Origin of the sequence: Paucibacter sp. M5-1 (assembly GCF_027498415.2) — a bacterium.
In the GTDB taxonomy this organism is placed as follows: Bacteria; Pseudomonadota; Gammaproteobacteria; order Burkholderiales; family Burkholderiaceae_C; genus Roseateles_E.
Genome location: NZ_JAPZLM020000001.1, coordinates 1,096,128 through 1,115,784 on the forward strand (window position 1 = coordinate 1,096,128; position 19,657 = coordinate 1,115,784).

Sequence of the window (19,657 nt, forward strand, 5' to 3'; positions counted from 1 at the left end):
CCTCCGCCCGGCGATCAGGGGCGCAGCGTCAGCGTGTAGCGCGTCTGGCCGGGCAGGAAAGGCAAGGCCTGACCCTGCAGCCAGGCCTGGTGATCGGCCTGGTAGAACGGCGACAGCGGGTGGCCGGACTGGCCGGCCGGAACGCTCAGAATGCCCCGGGCCTCCTGGCCCGGCGCCACCACCATGCGCTGGGACTGGCCATGCACGCTCTGCTGCACCCGCGGCATATGGCGATCGCCGGCCAGCGGCGTGTCCGGCATGTCCAGCCAGGGGCCCAGCAGCGGCAGGGCCTGGCTCAGCGGATGCCTGATCGCGGCGCGGTTCTGCTCGCCCCAGTTGGCGTCGGCCAGCTGACGGCTGGGCGTGGCATCGAGGATTTTCTTGCGGCTGTCCAGCACCGCCTGCTCCAGCAGGGCCTGCCACGAGGCCTGCGCCTGCGGCAGCGTGTCGGCACGGCGCGCCTGCAGCAGGGCCCAGCCGGGCGTCTCGGGCGCCAGCTTCAGATCGCGCAGGCGCAGCTGGCGCGACTCCAGCAGGGCCGCCAGCGGCGCGAACAGCTGTTCCAGCACCTGCTCGCGCCAGCCGCGCAACAGCCGGTAGCCGACCGCATCCGGACTGGCCGCTGCGGCGCTGCGCTCGATGGCGGCGCGGTAGTCGGCCAGGCCATGCTGCTGCACGAACGCCGGCGTCAGCACCTCATCGAGCAGCAGCCGGCGCCAGCGCTGCAGGAACAGCGCGCGGTGGTCGAGCTGGATCGCATGCAAATCGGCCTCGCCCAGCTTGGGCTTGGCAAACAGGCCGTCGCGGATCTGCTGGCCGCGCGCGCCGAGGTCGTAACCGCCCTCGCCGATCAGGGCCAGGGCCGCACCGCCGACCGTGCGGGCATTGGCGGTCCAGAGCCGGCCTTCGGAAGGATCGACCAGCCGGGGCCAGGCGGCGTCGCCAGCGCCGAGGTAGCCACGCCAGCCCTGGCGGCCATCGCTCCAGTCCTGCGGCACATTCAGATCGTCCAGCTCGCGTTTGGGCAGCGCGCCAATCAGGGTCCAGCCGATGCGGCCGGCGGCATCGGCCACCAACAGGTTCTGCGCCGGCAGGCCGGCGCCCTGTGCCAGCTGCATGGCTTCGTCAACCGAGGCGGCGCGCTCCAGCCCCATCAGGCGCAGATTGAGGCCCTCGACATCATGAGCCACCCAGCGCAAGACATGGCCCTCGAAGGGCGCCGCCAGGCGCGGGCCCCAGATCGTTTCCTGCACCTCCTGCTCGACCGTCGCACCACCCGCCACCTCGATGCGCTCGAGATGGCGGCTCAGCGGCAGCTCGCCCTGCGGGCTTTGGTAATGGGTGCCGGCGGCGTTGAGCTTGAGCAGCACGACATCGGCCCAGTCGGCCGTGGCATTGGTGAAACCCCAGGCGACGGCGCCGTTGCTGCCGGCCACGATGGCCGGGGTGCCCGGCAGGCTGACGCCGCTGACCTGATGCGCCCTGCCAGCCTCGGTCCAGCGCAGCTGAGCCTTGAACCAGATCGCCGGCACGCGCAGGCCCAGGTGCATATCGTCGGCCAGAATGGCCGCACCATGCGGGCTCAGCGCGCCGCTGACGGCGAAGTTGTTGCTGCCGATGTCGCGGCTGTCCTGCAGCCCGCAGTCGCCCCGGCAAGCCAGTTTGGCGGCGCGCAGCGCCTCGGGCAGCGGCGTGGCCGGCACCGCCACCGGCTGCACACGGCTGCCGTCGATCGCGGCCTGCCAGTCGCTGCTGTGCTGGGTCAGGAAGGCATACCAGTCGGGGGGCACACTGTGCTTCAGCACGCCCATCGCCAGATCGTCGCGGCCCTGCGAGGACTGCAGATCCAGATACATGCTGTAGATCACCAGCAGCGAATCGGTGCTCTGCCAGGGCCGGGGCTGCTGGCGCAGGATCAGGTACTCGAAGGGCCGCGCGCCCATGGCGGCCAGGCCCTCGTTGACACCGGCCGTGTAGGCGTCGAGCAGGCTGCGCTGCTCGAGCGGCAGGGCCGCCAGCGCCACCGCGGCGCGGTGGCGGAAGCGGTGCAGCCGGCGTCCCTGGTCCAGCGGCAGCGCCTTGGCGCCGAACAGCGCGGCCAGCTCGCCGGCCGCGTTGCGCCGCATCAGGTCCATCTGGAAGAAGCGCTCCTGGGCATGGCTGTAGCCCAGGGCCCGCGCCGCGTCGGCGCGGTTGGCCGCACTGATGCTGAGGTAGCCGCGCTCGTCGCGTGTCAGCTGCACTGCGGCGCTGACCGCGCTGCGGGCCTCGCCCTCGTAGCTTGGCAGGCTGGCGCGCAAGGCCAGCCAGGCGGCCAGCGCGATCAGCAGCAGCAGGGCCAGCAGGCCCAGCAGCAGTCGGCGCAGCCAGCGCATCAGAAGGTGCCGGGGTAGGCGCCGCCGTCGAGCAGGATGTTCTGCCCGGTCAGATAGCCGGCCTGGGCGCTGCACAGCATCGCGCAGATCGCGCCGAACTCGGCGGCCGAACCGAAGCGCTGGGCCGGGATGGTGACGCGGCGCTTGGCCGCCATCTCCTCGGCCGAAACACCGCTCTTGGCCGCGCCGGCCACCATGGTCTTCTGCAGGCGCTCGGTATCGAAGGCGCCGGGCAGCAGATTGTTGATCGTCACATTGCGGCCGGCGATGCGGGCCTGGCGGGCGATGCCGGCGACAAAGCCGGTCAGGCCCGAGCGCGCGCCGTTGCTCAAGCCCAGCACATCGATCGGCGCCTTGACCGCGCCCGAGGTGATGTTGACGATGCGGCCGAAGCCGCGCTCGCCCATGCCGTCCACGGTGGCCTTGATGAGCTCGATCGGGGTCAGCATGTTCGCGTCCAGCGCGGCGATCCATTGCTCACGGCCCCAGTCGCGGAAATCGCCGGGCGGCGGGCCGCCGGCGTTGTTGACCAGGATGTCCACCTGCGGGCAGGCCGCCAGCGCGGCCGCGCGGCCCTCGGCGGTGGCGATGTCGCCGGCCACCGTGCGCACTTCGACGGCGGGGTTCAGTGCCCGCAGCGCCGCGGCCGTGGCCTCCAGCGTCTCGGCGCCGCGCGCCGTGATCACCACATTGACGCCCTCGCCCACCAGGGCCTCGGCGCAGCCGCGCCCCAATCCCTTGCTGGCCGCGCACACCAAGGCCCAGCGGCCATTCAGTCCGAAATCCATTGTGTTTTTCCTATCGCCATTTGGTCAGCAGCCAGACGCCACTCATCACCAGGACTGTACCGACCGCCACCCAGGGGGTGAAGGGTTCGCCGAGTATCCACACGCCCATCAGGATGGTGGACATCGGCCCGATCATGCCGGTCTGCGCCGCCATCGTCGCACCGATGCGCTCGATCGCCATCATCACCATCAGCACCGGCGCGAAAGTGCAGGCGGTGGCGTTCAGCAGCGACAGCCACAGCACCTCGGGAGCCAGGCTCGCCAGCGAGCCCAGCGGGCGCAAGAGCAGGAACTGCGCGATGCACAGCAGGCAGGCCACCGTGGTCGCCAGCCCGGTCAGGCGCAGCGCGCCCAGGCGCTTGACCTCCTCGCCGCTGTAGACCAGGTAGAGCGCATAGCTCAGCGCGCTGCCGAACACCAGGGCCGCGCCCAGCAGCACATCGCTGCCCTGCAACTGCAGCTCCTGGCCGAACACCAGCAGCACGCCGGAATAGCTGACCGCCAGCGCGATCAGCTGGCGGCCGGTGACCCGGCGCCGGAACAGCACCCAGCCCAGGAAGAGCACGATGGTCGGGTTCAGATAGAGGATCAGGCGCTCGAAGCTGGCGCTGATATAGGCCAGGCCGGCGAAGTCCAGAAAGCTCGCCAGGTAGTAGCCCGAGAAGCCCAGGCCCAGGATCACCAGCCAGTCGCGCCGGGTCAGCGGGGGTTTGCCGCGACCGGCCCACCAGCTCAGGACCAGGAACAGCGGCAGCGCGAACACCATGCGCAGCATGATCAGGGTCACCGCATCGACACCGTGGCGATAGGCCAGCTTGACGATGATGGCCTTGCCGGAGAACGCGATCGCGCCCAGCGAGGCCAGCAGCAGGCCGGGCCAAAGCAATGGGGCGGAGCGCGGCGCGGCGCGGCTGGCGGAACTATCGGACATCAGCCGCAGATTCTAGGGCCCCACCGCCTGCAACAAACGAAACGCAGTCAGCGGCGCGATGCAACGCCGCTGATACCGCGAGCGCCCAAAGTCCAAAGCTTGCTGACGAGGGCCTGCGCCGCAGCGCGGGGCACTTCAGCCTACCATCTGAAAGAGGCCAAAGCCATGACCGCGACCTTCACCGCAACCTTGCGACAGCTGCTCCAGCGCCGCTCGGCCAAGCCCGTGGGCCTCAGTGCTCCCCCGCCTCCTGAGCCCTGGGACAGCGCGGCTGTCGATGCCTGCGAAACCAGGCCGATGGTGTTCTTCGACAAGCACCCGGCAAACGGGTCGCGCGCCCCGCAGCAACGTCACTGATTTCGCCGAGGCCACCCCATGACAAAATTCTTGCGATCATGCTGCTTGCAGCCACCTTGCTCGCCTTGGCCCTGCAATCGGTGCCCCCCGTTACCGCCGCGGCGGTCTCGACGGCAGTGCCGAGCTCAACGGACGTTGCCCCGATGCCTGCCCCCGAGGAGCCGTTCGACACCACACCGATCAGTGCCGTCGAAACCGTGGGCGCCGCACGAGGCGATTGACTGTCTACCGGGCTGAGACCGGTAGCACCGGCTCAGCGCCAGAATTTGCCGTCCGGGCCGATGATGGCCAAGTCTGCATAGTCCAGGCCGGTGTGGTCCGTGCTGCTGAACTGCAGCTCCAGGCCGCCCAGATCGTATTTGCCGAGCCCGTCGAGCGCGCGCACCAGGCTGGCGCGGCTGAGGTCCTTGCCGGCCTTGCGCAGGCCGGCCACCAGCACCTTGGCGGCGGCGAAGCCCTCCAGATTGGAGGGGGTCAACTCGGCCAGGCCGGCGGCCTTGGCCAGTTCGTGGGCCTCGCGGATCATCGGCGTGTTCAGCGAGCGCTCGGACGGGAAGACCTGGCTGACGATGACGCCACGGCCGAGCTTGTCCAGCCGTTTGACGAAGCCTGCCGAGGCATTGTTGGACAGCGTCGCCACCTGCGCATTCGAGCCGGCGGCGCGCAGCGCCTGGATGCCCTCGACCACCGTGTCGCCCGAGCCGATGAAGAGCAAGGCCTGCACATCGGCCTTGGCCAGCTGCGCCATCAAGGGCACCAGATCCGGCTTGACGCGCGGGAACACCAGATGGGCGACCGCCTGCAGCTTGGCCACCTGCAGGCCCTTGAGCGCACCGGTGGCGGCATCGGCACCAAAGCTGTCATCGACCTGGGCCAGCGCGATGCGGCTGACCCCCATGCCGACCAGATGCTGGATCGCGCGCTCGGCCTCGCGCTGGTAGGTCGCGCGCACGTTGAAGACGTAAGGATTGACCGGCTTGTGCAGCAGCATCGCGCCGGTCGACGGCGCGACCAGGGCCAGCTTGTGCTCGGCCAGCAGCGGCAGGATGGCCTGGCTGTGCGGCGTGCCGCGGTTCAGGAACAGCGCGAGCACGCCCTGCTCGATCAGCTTCTTGGCGTTCTCGGCCGCCAGCGGCGGTTCGAACTTGTCGTCCAGCGAGATTAGCTCGATGCTCTGGCCATTGATGCCGCCGGCGGCATTGACCGAGTTCAGATAGAGCTTGGCGCCATCGGTCGTCTCCTTGACCCCGGCCGCCACCGGCCCGCTGAAACCGGCGGTCTGGCCGATCTTGATCTGGGCCCAGGCCCCGGCCGTCAGTCCCAGACCGCAGCACAGGGCTATCGCAACAGAACGCAGGCGCATGGGTGTCTCCCTTTTGATTGGGGGCGATTGTGGCAAAGCCGCTCGACATCCAGCCGCGCAAAAGCGGGCTAAATGTGAGCAATTGGTCACGCCGGCCAGTGGCGGGCCAGCAGCGGCGCCAGGTCTGGCTCCGCCTCGATGCGCCGCAGCAGCGCATGGAAATCGGGCCGCTGCTTCGCCAGATGCGCGCGCGCGCCCGACCAGCGCGACACCACCACGGCCATGAAGTCCAGCGCACCGGTGCGCTCGCCGTTCAAAAAGGGGGCGGCCGGAAACTGGTCGGCAAAGATCTCCCACTGCCGATGCAGCTGGGCGCGCGCGCCGCGCTGGATGCGCTCGCGGGTGTCGGCATCGGCCTCGGCACACACGCGTTCGGGAAAGTCGATCACACCGATGCTCGCATAGCAGTTGGCGGCGATGAAGACCAGGCCGCGCAGCGCCTGGGCCCGTGCCGCCGGCTCGCTCGGCAGCAGCCCGGCTTCGGGATGGACCAGGCCCAGATGGATCAGGATGGCGGCGCTCTCGCTGAGCACGCCGCCGTCCGGCAGCAGCAGGGTCGGGATCTGCAGCAGGGGATTGTGGCGGCGCAGCTCGGCCTGCTCGGAGTCGGGTTCCCAGGACGAGGCGCGGCGCAGCTGCCAGGGCTGGCCGATGCGCTCCAGCGCCATTTCTATCATCGCCGAGCCTGAGCCCGGGCTGCCGAACAAGGTGTACATGGGAGTGCTCTGGCTGCGTACCGACGCGGCCGAGCTTACCCGATCAGAGCCAGGCGCCCAGCAGCAAGGCTCCGCCCGAGCTCAGCAGCAGGGCCGGCGCCAGCCATAGCGGCCGCCAGGTCGCCAGCGCCACCACGGCCAGCGCGGCCAGGGTCAGCTGGGCGCCCCATTCGGTCCAGGCGATGCCGCTGTCCGGGCGCGGCCAGACGGTCAGCCACGAGAACGCGAACGCCAGCAGCGCCAGCGCACGCAAGCCGCGGCGCCAGGCCGGGCTCGGCGCCTGGCCCAGCGCGTCCTGATGGTGGCGCTCCATCGCCAGGCACAGCGCGGCGAACGCGGCCAGGCAGCACAGCAAGGGATGCAGCAGAAACAATGGCGATGACATCAGGCGCCCTCCATCTGGCCGGCGGGGCCAGGTCTTGCCCGGAGGGCCGCAGCCGGCCGGCACTTCCAGGCCAGGCAGCCCAGCAGCGCCGCGCCGCTCAGAAAGGCCAGATCGATGCCCAGCAGCATGCCGTCCGGCAGTGCGCGGGCATGCAGCACGTCGAGCAGCGGCAGGCCGGCAAAAGCCAGCGCGCCCAGCCCGAACACCAGGCGCCAGCCGCCACCCGCCATCGCGATCAGCAGGCTGGCGCCCCAGACCGCGAAGAACACCTTCAGCTCCGCATCGGGCCGCTGCGCCAGCCCCAGCGGCAGCAGCCGGTTGGCATAGCAGAAGCCCGCCATCGCCAGCGGCAGACCGGCGATGGCCGCGATATTCAGCAGCGCGACCAGGCGATGGCCGAAGCCCAGCCGGGCCGGCCCGCGGCGCTCGGCCTCGGCGCGGCGCTTGACGCACCACAGCACCAGGCCGGTCGCGATCATCGCGCTGCCCAGCAGGCCGAAGCCGAACAGCAGCCAGCGCAGCGGCAGGCCGGCAAAGCGGGCGATATGCAAGCCGTAGAGCACGCCATAGGTCTTGGCGGCCGGCGCATCGGTGTCGGCCAGGTGCAGGCGTGCGCCGCTGCCGGCATCGAAGACCTGGCGCGGGCTGCGGTACTGCAGCCGGTCGCCCTCATGGCGATTGAACTCCACCAGGGTCTGGCCGCCCTCGCGCAGCAGCGAGACCGCCTCGATGCGGCCATCGGGCCACTCGACCCGGGCCTGGCTCAGCAGCCGCTCCCAGGCGCCCTCCCCCAGCAGCGGCAGGGGCTCGGTCTCGCCCGGTTTCGGCGTCAGGCCGCGATTGCGCGGCAGCGGGTCGCCGGCCAGCTCGCTGAAGTAGGCGCCGCTGTTCTTGCCATAGGCCGCCGCGATGCCCGAGGGCATGTAGAGGCTGTGCAGTGTCATCAGCCCGCTGAAGGTGATCAGCAGATAAAAAGGCAGGGCCAGCACGCCGCTGACATTGTGGGCATCGAGCCAGGCCCGCTGGGCCGCTTTCGCGCCGGGCCGGAAGGTGAAAAAATCCTTGAAGAAGCGCCGGTGCGTGACGATGCCGCTGAGCAGCGCAACGAACATCAAGAGCGTCGCCAGCCCGACCAGCCAGCGCCCCTCCAGGATCCAGCGGCTTTGCTGGGCCGAGCGCAGCTCGAAATGGAAGCGGTAGAAAAACTCGCCGGCGCCGAAGGTGGCGCGCGCCTCGACCGGCGCGCCGCTGGCTGGGTCCAGCCAGCGCTGCTCGAACCTGGCACGCTGCCCCGGCTTGGCGGGATCGGGCGCCTCGCGCCAGCTTAGCGCGGCCACCGGCCGGCGCTCGTCCGGCAGGCTCAGGCGCCAGCTCTGCGCGGCCGGCGCCAGCCCGTGCAGGCTGGCCTCGGCGCGCGCCAGCGAGGCCGCGTCCAGCGGCTGGGCCGGGCCCAGCCCATGCAGCTCGGGCCGGCTCCAGTGGTTGAGCTCCAGCTTGAAGAAAGCCAGCGTGCCGCTCAGAAAAATCGCGAACAACAGCCAGCCCAGCACCAGGCCGGCCCAGGTGTGCAGCCAGGCCATGGCCTGGCGGAAGCCCTCTTTGGCACCATCGGCTCGCATGGTCAGAAGCGGTATGCGAGGGTGGCGTTGACGGTGCGGCGCTGGCCGTAGAAGCAGTCGCCGCGTGCCAGGCATTGGGTGATCTGCACCTTGTCGGCCAGGTTCACCGCATTCAGGCTCAGGCGCCAATCGCCCTGCTCATAGGCCAGCATCGCATCGAGCAGGGTCGAGGACGGCGTGTCGATCAGCGGCGTGCCGGACCAGGAGCCGCCGACATGGCGCAGCCCGGCGCCAGCGCTGAAGCCGCTGCGCCCGCCCAGGCTGAAGTGCTGGGTCAGCCAGACCGAGGCGCTGTGCTTGGCTATGCCCGCCACCGGCTGGCCTTGATCGGCGCCATTGCTGCGCGAGATCTTGGCGTCGGTATAGGCATAGCCCAGGGTCCAGTCCAGATGGCCGGCCAGGCTGCCGGCGCTCTCCAGCTCCAGGCCGCGCACCCGCACCTCGCCGAGCTGCAGGCTGTTCAGCGGATTGGCCGGGTCGGCGGTCTTGCGGTTGGTGTCGCGCAGATCGTAGACCGTGGCGCTGGCCGAGATGCGCCGCTCCAGCGGCTGCCATTTGACGCCGGCCTCCCATTGCTTGCCGACCTGGGGCTTGTACGGCGTGCCATAGGCATCGAGCCCGCCCAGCGGCTGGAAGGATTCGGAATAGCTCAGATAGGGCGACCAGCCGCCCTCACCCAGGTACAGCAGGCCGGCGCGGTGGCTGGTGGCCCGGTCCTCGGTCTTGGCGTCGCGCCGTCCGCTGTGGCTGTCGGTCTTGGCATGGTCGCGGCGCAGGCCCAGCACCGCGACCCAGCGCTCGTCGAACTTGGCATGGTCTTGCAGATACAGGCCCAGCTGCTGCTGGTCGACCGGCGGCGCCGCCGTGGTCGTGGTCGGTGCGGTGAAATTGCCATAGACCGGCCGGTAGGCATCGATGGCCGGCGCACGGGCCCGGAAGGCGCGCGAGGTGCTCCGGTTCTTCTGTGCGTCCAGCCCGATCAGGGTCGTGTGCTGCCAGCGGCCCAGCTGCAGCCGGCCCTCCAGCTGGGTGTCCAGCAAGGCCATCGTGCCACCGTTGAGGTTCCAGACCAGATCGCGCTCCAGCGTGCGGCCGTCGGTGTTGAAGACCGGCCGGCCGGTCGCGGTGAAGCTGGTGTAGATGGTGCGGTAGTCGACCGCGCTTTCGGTGTAGCGCAGGTTCTGGCGCAGGGTCCAGGTCTCGTTGAAGCGATGGCTGAACAGATAGGCGAGCGAGTCCTGGTCGCTGTCGTAGGCGTCCCAGCCGGGCTCGCTGATGAAGGTCGAGGTCGGGATCTGACCATGGGGCGGGTTGCCCAAGCGGGTGCCCTGCCAGGGGAAGAAACCGATCAGCGAGCCGCTCTTGTCGCGCTGGTGCAGCGCCTGCAGGGTCAGCGAGGTGGCGGCGCTGGGCTGCCAGCTCAGCGAGGGCGCCAGCACCAGGCGGTCATCGCCCACATGATCGACCTGGCTGCCGCTGTCACGCTTGACCGCCACCAGCCGGTAGGTCCATTGCCCGGCGGCGTCGATGGCGCCGCTCAGGTCGGCCGCGATCTGCCGGCGCTCGAAGCTGCCCAGCTGAAGCTGCACTTCGCGTCGCGTCTGGGCCTGCGGGCGCTTGGACACCAGATTCAGCACCCCGCCGATGCTGCCCTGGCCGTACAGCACCGAGGCCGGTCCGCGCACCAGCTCGACCCGCTCCAGCGTGTAGGGGTCGGGTCTTGCCGTGTTGTAGGTGCCGTAGCTGCGCAGCAGCCCGTCCTGGTACTGGCTGACGCTGCCGCCGCGCGCGGTGAAGGAGTCGACCCGGCTGTCGAAATAGGACGAGACGATGCCGGCCGCATAGGCGGTGGTCTGGCGCAGCGTGGTCGCGCCCTGGGCCTCGATCCGGTCGGCCGTGATCACCGAGATCGCCTGTGGCGTCTCGATCAGCGGCGTGTCGGTCTTGCTGGCGCTGCTGGCACGGCGCGCGACGAAGCCGCTGACCGGGCCGCTGGCGCTCTCCTTGCTGCCCTGCACGCGCACGACCGGCAAGGTGTTGGTCTCGGCGGGCTCGCTGGTCTCGGGTTTGGCCTGGGCCCAGGCGGCCTGCGCCAGCAGCGCGGCCAGGGGCAGCAGACGGGGAATGGTGTGGGTGTTCATGGTGAGCGGGTTGTTTTGATTCAAAGCCAGCGCGGCAGCAGCACCGCCGCGCCCAGCGGCAAGGCCGGGCCCAGGGTCCAGGCCCAGGCGCGCAGCGCGCTGCGACAGGCAAAGGCCGTCATGAAGGCGCAGGCATAGGCAATGAAGGCCAGCATCACGCCGCCGACCGTGGCCTCGCTGCGCGCGATGCCCAGCGCCGGCAGATAGACGGCGCAGACGGCCGCGACCGCAGCGGCCTGCAGATAGCCGCCGCCCAGCGCGGCCAGCGCGCGGGAGGCGACGCCGACGCGGTAGCGCCAGCTGACCAGGGTCTTGGCCATCGCCTCAGAAGCGACCGCGCAGTGTCAGCATCACGCTGCGCGGGTCGCCGTAGTTGGGATAGTCGAGATTGGCCCAGTAGCTCTCGTCCAGCGCATTGCGCAGCGACAGGCCCAGGCTCAGCCGGTCATTGAGACGGTAGCTGGCATGCAGATTGACCAGGGCATAGGCCTTCTGCTCCACCGTCACCGCGCCCAGCGTCGGATGCGGGATGTTGTAGCCGGTGATCTGGCTCTGCCAGTTGAGGCCACCACCAACGGTCAGGCGTTCCCAGGCGCCGGGCAGGCGGTAGCTGGTGGACAGCTGCAGCTCGTGCTTGGGCAGGTTGGCATAGATCAGGTCGTTCTTGTGGCGCGTGATCTTGGTTTGCGAGAGCCCGGCATTGAGGGTCCAGCCGGGGCTCAGCTGGCCGGCCACATCGAACTCGAAGCCGTGGCTCTTGGTGCCGTTGACGCCGATCTGCGGATAGCTGCCGTCGGGCAGTTTGAAGCTGTCGGGCATCGACATATCGCGCACCGCGTAGTTGTCCTGCTGGGCTTCGAAGACGGCGAAGGACAGGTTCAGGCGCTTGTCCAGCAGCTCGGCCTTGATCCCCATCTCCTTGCTGGAGCCCAGCACCGGCGCCAGCAGGTTGTCGGTCTTGTCGCGCGCGTTCTGCGGCTTGAAGATGTCGGTGTAGCTGGCGTAGAGCGAGAACTCGCTGTTCAGGTCGTAGACCAGGCCGATATAGGGCGTGACCTCATCGCTGATCTTGTAGGCGCCGGTGGTGGCCGTGTAGCGGCCGCTGGTGTTGTAGGCGTCGGTCCGGGTTTCCCAGTCGTTCAGCCTTGCGCCGGTGATCAGCGCCAGATCGTCGCGCAGCCGCCAGCGCGCCGACGCGAACAGGCCCAACTGCTCGGTCGTGCCGATGCGCGAGGCGCCGGTGCGGCCGTAGGTCGGCACCGGTGCCGAGCCGTCCCAGGTGTAGATATTCGGGATCGCATAGCTCCAGCCGGCCACCGAGCTGAGCGTCGGCGTGTTCGTCTCGGTCTTGAAGTAGCTCGCGCCCAGCATCAGCTCATGCTGACGGCCGAACAAGGCGAACCGGCCATTGGCATAGATGTCCAGGCTGTCGCGCGTTTCCTTGCTCTCGCCGACGCCGGCCAGCAGGCGCAGACCGGCACCGGTGACCGGATCGGGATAGCCGTCGCCATAGGTGCGCAGGCTCATCGAATCGCCCTTGCTGCGGTTGTAGATGGCCTTCAGCGTCCAGTCGGCGCCCAGGCGCTGATCCAGGGTCGCATAGGTGGTACCCGACTGGCGCGACCAGCGGGTCCAGCTCGGCGAGAAGCTGGTCGAATGCGGCAGCCTGGCCAGCGAGCCATCGGCGGCAAAGCGGGGAATCGTGCCCCAGATCGGCGCCTCGGGCACGTTGTCCTGGTTCTGGTTGCCGAGTTGCACCGTGGTGCCGGGTAGCAGATCGGCCTCGACCACGCCCAGATAGCTGGTCTTGCGCTCGCTGTAGCGGTCGCGGAAGCTGTCGCGCTGCTGCAGCGCGGTGACGAAGCGGCTGCGCACCCGGCCATCGGCCGTCAGCGGCAGGTTCAGATCGCCCTCCAGGCGGCGCTGGTTCCAGGACCCCAGGCTCGCGGCCACCGAGGCCTCGAAGCCGCGCTGGGCGCGCTTGCGCAGCATATTGACCGTGGCCGAGGGATTGCCGGCGCCGCTGAGCAGGCCGTTGGCGCCGCGCAGGACCTCGATGCGCTCGTACAGCGCGGTGTCGTACTCCTGGTTGGTGCCGCCGCTATAGGTCGGCACGCCGTCGACCTGGAAGTCGGTGATCTGGAAGCCGCGCGCATAGTAGAGCGGGCGCTGCGTGTCGTAGAAGGTCACATTGATGCCGGTGACGTTCTGCAGCACCGCATCGATGCTGGTCAGCGACTCGAGCTCGATGCGCTCGCGGTCGATGATGCTGAGCGACTGCGGCGTCTCGCGCGCGCTCAGGCCCAGCTTGCCGGTGGCGGCCGTCAGGGTCTTGCGAGCACCGTTCACGACGACCTTCTCGAGCTTGCGGCCGCCCTGGCCCGCTTCGGTATCGGCATCGGTATCAGCGGCGCGGGCCGCGCCCAGCGACAACAGGGCCAGGCTCAGGGCCACAACGACGGTTTTCTTTTTGTGATCAGGGTAGGACATCGGGACAGGATTTCAGGAAGATCGGTCGCGCAGCCGGCAAGGCTGCGCCAGCGCGCCCGGCGGGCGCGTGCTGCACAAAGGGTCGGTGGGCTTACTTCGCCGGCGTCGCGGCCGGCGGCAGCGGCGGCGACTCCAGGCCTTGCGGCAGGCTGAAGCTCAGCGTGGTCACATAGACGCCGACATCGAATTTCTGGCCGGCGCGCTCGACACCGCCCTTGTCGGTGTGCTTGGCCTCCAGCGCGTAGGCGCTCTTCCACGGCAGACCGACGCTCAGCACGCCGCTCTTGTCGGCCTGCACCTCGCGCGACCAGCCCGACGCGGCCACCACCTCGACCTTGGCCTCCGGCAGCGGCTGGCCCTTGTAGAAGACCTGGAACTGGCCCGGCTGGCCGGTCGGCACCAGGTCCAGGGTCAGCTGGGGGGCGCGGGCCGCGAAGTCGCCGACCCAGCGGGCCGCCGGCACCCAGACATGGCGCTCGATCTTGTCGCCCTGCTTGCGCTCCCAGGACGGATAAGCCAGCTCCTGCGCGATCAGCGACTCGCCGGGGATGGCCCGGGCAGCGATCGCAAAGCCATTGGCCTGCTTGCTCAGCGCGGCCGGCTGCTCGCCCTTGGCAGTGATCAGGCTGGCGGTGGGCTGAACGAATTTGTCCAGCATGCCCGGCGAGGTCTCGCGCAGATTGTCGGCAAACTCGCCCAGATACAGGCGGGCGCCGGCGGCGTCCTGCTCGATCCAGATCTGGTGGGCCTGGGCGCCGGCGGCAGCGGCCAGCAGGACGGTGGCCAGCAAGGCCTTGCGCTTGTTGATGCTCAACATCGGTGAGGACTCCTCGATTACGAAAGACAGGGCCCGGCCGGCCTGCGATGGGCAGGGGCGGCATGGGCGGGCATCCGGGAGAGCTGGCGGGCCGTGAACACGGCGGCTGGCGGGCACGAGCCCGGGCTGCGCTCGGCAGCCGGGTCGGCGGGCATGGGTTTATTCGCGCAAATGCGAATGATTATTATTGTAAAGCGCCAGAGCAGAAATCACAATCGGCTTGGGGCCGGCGTTGCCATCAGGCTGCAGCCGGCCACCCCGGCCCGAGCAAGCGCTGCAGCAACTCGCCCACCGAGCGGATCTCCCGGCCGAAGGGCAGCGCGCCGACGCCGCGGAAGAACAAGCCCTTGGCCAGGTCGCCACGCAGCGCGGCGGCCAGCTGGTTGTCGATGCAGAACTGGCCCCAGCCCGGCAGCCCGTCGCGCAGCCCGCATTGGGCCAGGCAGTCGAAGGCCTTGGTGCAGCGGCTCTTGGCATGGGCCACCGCCTGCAGGCGCGGCTCGGCGCGCAGATAGTTCTTCAGCCAGGGCGTGGCGACCGCGCGCGCCGGCAGGCCGGCCACGCTGGTGAACTCCAGCATCTCGTCCTCGCCGGCCTCGGCCAGCACGCGCTTGAACCCGGGATGGGCATCGCACTCCTGGGTGACCGCGAAGGGTGTGCCCAGCTGCACGCCGGCCGCGCCCAGGCCCTGCAGGCGCCGGATGTCGGCATGGCTGCGCACGCCGCCGGCCGCGATCAGCGGGATCCGGCCGGCCAGGCCGGCCTTCTCGAAGAAGGCCAGGCACTCGGGAATGGCACGCTCGAAGTCGAAGCGCGGATCGTTCAGATCCGCCACCCGGGCCGCGCCCAGATGGCCGCCGGCCAGGCGCGGATGCTCGATCACGATGGCGTCCGGCAGGCGCTTCTTGCGCTCCCATTTCTTGACGATCAGCTGCACGCCGCGCGCATCGCTGAGTATCGGAATCAGCAAGGTGTCGGGATGGTCCTGGGCCAGGTCCGGCAGGTCCAGCGGCAGGCCCGCCCCCACCACCACCGCATCGATGCCGGCCTCCAGCGCCGTCTTCACCGAGGCCGCGTACTCGCTGACCGCGCGCATCACATTCAGCGCCAGCAGGCCGCGCCCGCCGCTGCGCGCGCGGGCGCCGGCGATCTCGCGCCGCAACGCCTCCAGATTGGCCGCATCGATGGCCTGCTTGGCGGCCGCGCCGGCATGCTGTCCCTCGGTGCGCGCCATCAGGTCGGGGTGGTGGCGGCGCAGGTCCACCGAGCTGAGCGTGCCCACGGCACCAGCCGCCGCCACCGCGCCGGCCAGGCCCTGGGCGCTGATGCCCACCCCCATGCCGCCCTGCACGATGGGCAGCAACTCGCGGCCGCGCAGGCGCAGCGGCCGCAAGCCGCTGTGCTGCAGCAGCGCGTGGAAGAAGGGGGTGATCGGATCAAGCTCGGGCATGGTGGGCATTCCTGGGGCGGACAGGGCGCCACGCTAAGGGCCCGCAGGCCGTGCATAGTTGACAAAAATCAGCCCACCCGCAGTTCGTTACCTCAAGCCGGCCGCCGTGCCGCCGATACAGCGGCGTGCCAGACCGTCCGGGAGCAGTAACAGGAGACGAGACATGGCCCGAACGGACAAGAGGGACAACCGATGCGATACCCCGATAGCGTGGCCAAGAGCGCCGAATACCTGCGCCTGGCCCTGCCCCTGATGACCAAGCAGCGCAGCGCGCTGCATCCGCACAGCTATGCGGTCTGGTACGAGTTCGTCAGCGGCCGCAACCCGCGCCTTGCCGAGGCCCTGGCCGAGCAGACCCGTGACGGCCTGGGGCTGACCGAGGCCCAGACCGCCACGCTGTACCAGCACCATGTGGCCCAGCCGGGGCTCAATGCGCAAGAGGCCCAGCGCGTCAGTGACAGCCTGAGCCGGGTGCTGGACAACATGGCCAGCTCGGCCGCCCATGCCGGCGACCAGACCGCGCGCTTCGACCAGTCGCTGCTGCTGTGGAGCAGCCAGCTGCTCGACGCGGCCCAGGACGAACAGGCCGAGCTCTTGCAGGCGCTGATGGCCGGCACGCGCGAGATGCGGGCGGCCATGGCCCAGCTGCAGCAGCGCCTGGACGCCAACCAGGCCGAGATCGCCGCGCTGCGTCACGAGGTCAGCCAGGCGCGCAGCGAGGCCCTGGTCGACGCGCTGACCGGCCTGGGCAACCGCCGCGCCTTCGAGCAGCAGCTGGCGCAGTGCCTGAGCCACGCGCATGCCGAGACCGCCGCGCCCTGTCTGGTGCTCGGCGATATCGACTTCTTCAAGAAGGTCAACGACAGCTACGGCCACTCCTTCGGCGACCAGGTGCTGCGCGCGGTGGCCGACAGCCTCAAGAGCGCGGCGCCGCAGCCGCATCTGGTGACCCGCGTCGGCGGCGAGGAATTCGCGCTGCTGCTGCCCGCCAGCAATCTGCTCGAAGCCCAGCAGCTGGCCGAACAGCTGCGCAGCAAGATCGCCGCCAGCCGCATCCGGCGCGGCGCCGGACCGACGGCCGCACCGCTGGAGCGCGTCACGCTATCGCTGGGCGTCACCCAGCTGGCCCGCGGCGAGAGCGCCAACGACTTCTTCGAGCGCGCCGACCGCGCGCTCTACGCCTCCAAGCGCAGTGGGCGCAACTGCGTGACGGTGCTGGCGGCCAAGGCGGCCTGAGTTCGCGGGGACAGGTCTTGCCTGTATCGCAGAGCCCGCGCTGCGCAAGCCCTCACGGTCAACGCTTGAGCGACCCGAGAGCCGCAACCGGGATGCCTTCGTCACGCCGCACCGAACCCACCCGGGCCGACCAGGCCGCCGAGCTGCCACAGCGCGAAGCCGGCCAGCGCCACGGCGCTGGCGCGCTGCACGCGGCGCTGCCAGCGCGTGTCAAAGCGCTGGCGCAGCCGCCCGACCCCGGCGCTCAGCGCCAGCCACCACAGGGCCGAGCCGACAAACACCCCCAGCACCACCAGGCCCGGCGAGGCCGAGGCCGAGCGCGCCGACAAGGCCCCGAAGACCGCGATGAAGGAAAAGATGGTCGCCGGGTTGGACAGGGTCAGCAGCACCGTGCCGGCGAAATAGCGCCACAGGCTGTGGCCCGACAAGGCCGGCCGGGCGCTCAGCTGCGCCGCCGGCGCGCGCCACAGACCCCAGGCCATATAGAGCAGAAAGGCCGCGCCGCCCAGGGCCAGCGGCAGCCGTGCCGCCGCCAGCGCGTTGATCACCGCACCGACGCCATAGGCGCCCACCGCGCCATACAGCGCATCGGCCACGGCCGCGCCCAGGCCGGTGGCCAGGCCGGCCTGCGGGCCCTGCTGCAGGCTGCGCTGAATCGTCAGCAGGCCGATCGGGCCGACCGGTGCGGCGATCGCCAGACCGATCAGCAAGGCCTGGAGAAAAAGGGTCAAGGTGCTGGTGAAGTCCATGCCCAGCACTGTAGGATCAGCGCAGGCGACGACCAAGCCGCAAATTCAGGCGGACTCGCGGCGACACCGACAATTTTTAAGGTCAGCATGGGTGTTTCCTTGCAACTCGATGAGAAAGCCTGGCTGCTGCTGCAGGCCTTGCAATCCGATGGCCGAGCGCCGCTGAAGACGCTGGCGGCCGCGACCGGCCTGTCGATCCCGGCCACCGCCGAGCGCCTGCGGCGCCTGCAGGAGGCCGGCGTGATCAGCGGCATCCATGCCGAGCTGGACCCGCTGGCCGTCGGCTACGCGGTGCGCGCCATCATCGGCATCACCGCGGCCCAGCCGGCCAAGGCCAAGCTGCTGGCCAAGCTCAGGACCATGGCCGAGGTGCTGGAGTGCCACCATGTGACCGGCGCCGACTCCTATGTGATGACGGTCGTCGCGCCCGGCATGGCGGAACTGGAGGCCCTGATTGCCCGCATCAACGCCTACGGCGAGACCCGCACCGCCATCGTGATGAGCACACCGATCCCGCGGCGCGGCCTGCAGCCCTGTGCGGCTCAGGGCAAGCCCTGACCCCCTTGTTTCCCACATAATCGCCCCATGTCACGCGCCCATGCTCCAGGCACAACCGGTGGTCCGGGCCTCGCCGTCCTGATGCCCATCGAGAGGCTGCAGCCTTGATACGCCTGGCCAAGTCATCGCTGCGCAATGCCGTCGTGATGGCCCTGGTAGCCGGCCTGCTGGTGCCCACCGGCGCGGTGCTGCTGTTCGAGAGCAATGCGACGCGCCGGGAGGCGATGGAGGACCTCAGGCGCGATCTGTCGCGCGTGGTCGAGATCCTGGCGCTGTCGTTGTCGGAGCCGATCTGGCAGGTCTCGCCCGATCTGGCCGAGCCGATGATCAAGGCCCAGGTCGACGACCCGCGCTTTGTCGCGGTGCTGGTGATCGAGCCCTCCTCGCCCAAGCCTTTTGCCGAGTTCCAGCGCGAGGTCGCGGACCGCAGCCTGACGCTGAGCCAGACCCGGCCGGTGCTGCGCGACGGCCGCGAGATCGCCCAGATCACCGTGACGATGAGCGCCGCGCCGCTGCTGGAACGCAAGCGCGCCGACATGCTGCAAAGCCTGCTGCGCAGCGGCCTGACACTGACGCTGTCGCTGGCGCTGATCCTGATCGTGATGCAGCGCCGCGTGCTGCAGCCGATGAACCGGCTCAGCCAGGCGGCCGCCAAGCTGGCCGCCGGCAAGCTCGACCAGCCGCTGGAGCAGACCCTGGACATGGGCCGCGACGACGAGATCGCCCGCGTCGGCAAGGCGATGGAGCGCATGCGCCAGGCCCTGCTGGCGGCCTTCGACGAGCTGCGCCAGCATGCCAGCACGCTGGAATACCAGGTGGCCCAGCGCACCGCCGAGCTGACGGCGGCCAATACCGAGCTGACCCAGGCGATGGCGAACCTGAAGACCGCGCAGCGCGAGCTGGTCGAGTCGGAGAAGCTGGCCTCGCTCGGTCGCTTGGTGGCCGGCGTCGCGCATGAGCTGAACACGCCGCTGGGCAATGCGCTGACCGTCGTCTCGGCGCTGGAAGACCGCTGGGGCAAGCTCGAGGCCATGCTCAGCAACAGCGTGCCGATGCGGCGCAGCCTGCTCGAAGAGCTGGCGCGCGACACCCGGCGCGGCCAGGACATCCTGCAGCGCAATGTGCAGAAGGCGGCCGATCTGGTGCGCGATTTCAAGCAGGTCGCGATCGACCAGACCACCGACTCGCGCCGCGACTTCGATCTGGCCCAGGTGGTCGAGGATGTGCTGGTGATGGTGGAGCCCAGCTTCAAGCACACGCCCTATGCGATCCGCACCGATTTGTGCACGGGTGCCGCGATGAACTCCTATCCGGGCGCGCTCGGCCAGGTGCTGACCAATCTGCTGATGAACGCGCTGGTGCACGGCTTCGAGGGCCGCGAGACCGGGCTGGTGCAGGTCAGCTGCCGCACGCTGGACGCCGAGATGGTGGAGCTGCTGGTGGTCGACGACGGCGTCGGCATGGACGAGTCGGTGCGCCGCCGCATCTTCGACCCCTTCTTCACGACCAAGCTGGGCACCGGCGGCTCGGGCCTGGGCATGCATATCGTGCACAACATCGTCACCAATGTGCTGGGCGGCCAGATCGAGGTCCTCAGCACGGTCGGTGCCGGCACCCGCACCGTGATCCGCCTGCCCCGGCTGGCCCCGCAGCGCGCGGCCGTCGAAGGCGCCTGATCCTGG

17 protein-coding genes are annotated in these 19,657 nt (G+C 69.8%); 4 read left to right on the forward strand and 13 right to left on the reverse strand.

Going from position 1 to position 19,657, the window contains the following annotated elements; translation table 11 throughout:
- Positions 1 to 14: 14 nt before the first annotated feature.
- From O5M90_RS05065 to O5M90_RS05075, 3 genes are read right to left on the reverse strand one after another with little or no spacing between them, the layout of a single operon-like run.
- Positions 15 to 2,375, reverse strand: coding sequence for a penicillin acylase family protein (locus O5M90_RS05065; RefSeq protein ID WP_269840221.1), 2,361 nt, complete (start codon positions 2,373 to 2,375; stop codon positions 15 to 17).
- Positions 2,375 to 3,163: an SDR family NAD(P)-dependent oxidoreductase gene (locus O5M90_RS05070; protein ID WP_269840222.1), complete on the reverse strand. Its 789-nt coding sequence runs from the start codon at positions 3,161 to 3,163 to the stop codon at positions 2,375 to 2,377. Before O5M90_RS05070 ends, O5M90_RS05065 begins: the two co-directional genes overlap by 1 nt.
- Before the next feature lie 10 nt (positions 3,164 to 3,173).
- Positions 3,174 to 4,094, reverse strand: a complete 921-nt coding sequence (locus O5M90_RS05075; protein ID WP_269840223.1) for a DMT family transporter — start codon at positions 4,092 to 4,094, stop codon at positions 3,174 to 3,176.
- A 165-nt stretch (positions 4,095 to 4,259) separates the two neighbouring features.
- On the opposite strand from O5M90_RS05075, the gene O5M90_RS05080 reads away from it, so the two are divergent.
- Positions 4,260 to 4,451, forward strand: coding sequence for a hypothetical protein (locus tag O5M90_RS05080; protein WP_269840224.1), 192 nt, complete (start codon positions 4,260 to 4,262; stop codon positions 4,449 to 4,451).
- A 253-nt stretch (positions 4,452 to 4,704) separates the two neighbouring features.
- Here the strand turns inward: O5M90_RS05080 and O5M90_RS05085 are convergent, their stop codons facing one another.
- From O5M90_RS05085 to O5M90_RS05125, 9 genes are all read right to left on the reverse strand, one after another.
- Positions 4,705 to 5,814, reverse strand: a complete 1,110-nt coding sequence (locus O5M90_RS05085) for an ABC transporter substrate-binding protein (RefSeq protein ID WP_269840225.1) — start codon at positions 5,812 to 5,814, stop codon at positions 4,705 to 4,707.
- Between the two features lie 86 nt (positions 5,815 to 5,900).
- Entirely contained in the window at positions 5,901 to 6,530 is a 630-nt protein-coding gene (locus tag O5M90_RS05090; protein ID WP_269840226.1) for a glutathione S-transferase family protein, read from the reverse strand.
- A gap of 43 nt (positions 6,531 to 6,573) precedes the next feature.
- A complete protein-coding gene (locus O5M90_RS05095; RefSeq protein ID WP_137942075.1) occupies positions 6,574 to 6,915 on the reverse strand; it encodes a DUF3325 family protein in 342 nt (113 codons plus the stop codon).
- Complete coding sequence (locus O5M90_RS05100) at positions 6,915 to 8,534, reverse strand: PepSY-associated TM helix domain-containing protein (protein WP_269840227.1); 1,620 nt, start codon at positions 8,532 to 8,534, stop codon at positions 6,915 to 6,917. The genes O5M90_RS05095 and O5M90_RS05100 overlap by 1 nt, the downstream gene beginning before the upstream one ends.
- 2 nt (positions 8,535 to 8,536) lie before the next feature.
- The gene (locus tag O5M90_RS05105) at positions 8,537 to 10,675 is read right to left on the reverse strand and encodes a TonB-dependent siderophore receptor (RefSeq protein ID WP_269840228.1); all 2,139 of its coding nucleotides are present in this window, start codon (positions 10,673 to 10,675) and stop codon (positions 8,537 to 8,539) included.
- 20 nt (positions 10,676 to 10,695) lie between these two features.
- Entirely contained in the window at positions 10,696 to 10,995 is a 300-nt protein-coding gene (locus tag O5M90_RS05110) for a hypothetical protein (protein ID WP_269840229.1), read from the reverse strand.
- A 4-nt stretch (positions 10,996 to 10,999) separates the two neighbouring features.
- Positions 11,000 to 13,165 carry a TonB-dependent siderophore receptor gene (locus tag O5M90_RS05115; RefSeq protein ID WP_269840230.1) on the reverse strand — a complete coding sequence of 722 codons (2,166 nt, stop codon included), beginning with the start codon at positions 13,163 to 13,165 and terminating at the stop codon, positions 11,000 to 11,002.
- 91 nt (positions 13,166 to 13,256) lie between these two features.
- Positions 13,257 to 13,982, reverse strand: a complete 726-nt coding sequence (locus O5M90_RS05120; protein WP_269840231.1) for a DUF4198 domain-containing protein — start codon at positions 13,980 to 13,982, stop codon at positions 13,257 to 13,259.
- Between the two features lie 238 nt (positions 13,983 to 14,220).
- Entirely contained in the window at positions 14,221 to 15,432 is a 1,212-nt protein-coding gene (locus O5M90_RS05125; RefSeq protein ID WP_269840233.1) for an NAD(P)H-dependent flavin oxidoreductase, read from the reverse strand.
- Positions 15,433 to 15,624: 192 nt separating this feature from the next.
- On the opposite strand from O5M90_RS05125, the gene O5M90_RS05130 reads away from it, so the two are divergent.
- Complete coding sequence (locus O5M90_RS05130; RefSeq protein ID WP_137942068.1) at positions 15,625 to 16,668, forward strand: GGDEF domain-containing protein; 1,044 nt, start codon at positions 15,625 to 15,627, stop codon at positions 16,666 to 16,668.
- Between the two features lie 101 nt (positions 16,669 to 16,769).
- Here O5M90_RS05130 and O5M90_RS05135 read toward each other — a convergent pair whose 3' ends face one another.
- Positions 16,770 to 17,417 (reverse strand): LysE family translocator, encoded by a 648-nt coding sequence (locus tag O5M90_RS05135; protein ID WP_269840234.1) that lies wholly within the window; start codon positions 17,415 to 17,417, stop codon positions 16,770 to 16,772.
- A gap of 87 nt (positions 17,418 to 17,504) precedes the next feature.
- On the opposite strand from O5M90_RS05135, the gene O5M90_RS05140 reads away from it, so the two are divergent.
- Together O5M90_RS05140 and O5M90_RS05145 are read left to right on the forward strand one after the other, a co-directional pair.
- A complete protein-coding gene (locus tag O5M90_RS05140) occupies positions 17,505 to 17,975 on the forward strand; it encodes an Lrp/AsnC family transcriptional regulator (protein WP_171018178.1) in 471 nt (156 codons plus the stop codon).
- 104 nt (positions 17,976 to 18,079) lie between these two features.
- A complete protein-coding gene (locus O5M90_RS05145; RefSeq protein ID WP_262970517.1) occupies positions 18,080 to 19,651 on the forward strand; it encodes a sensor histidine kinase in 1,572 nt (523 codons plus the stop codon).
- The last annotated feature ends 6 nt before the right edge of the window (positions 19,652 to 19,657 follow it).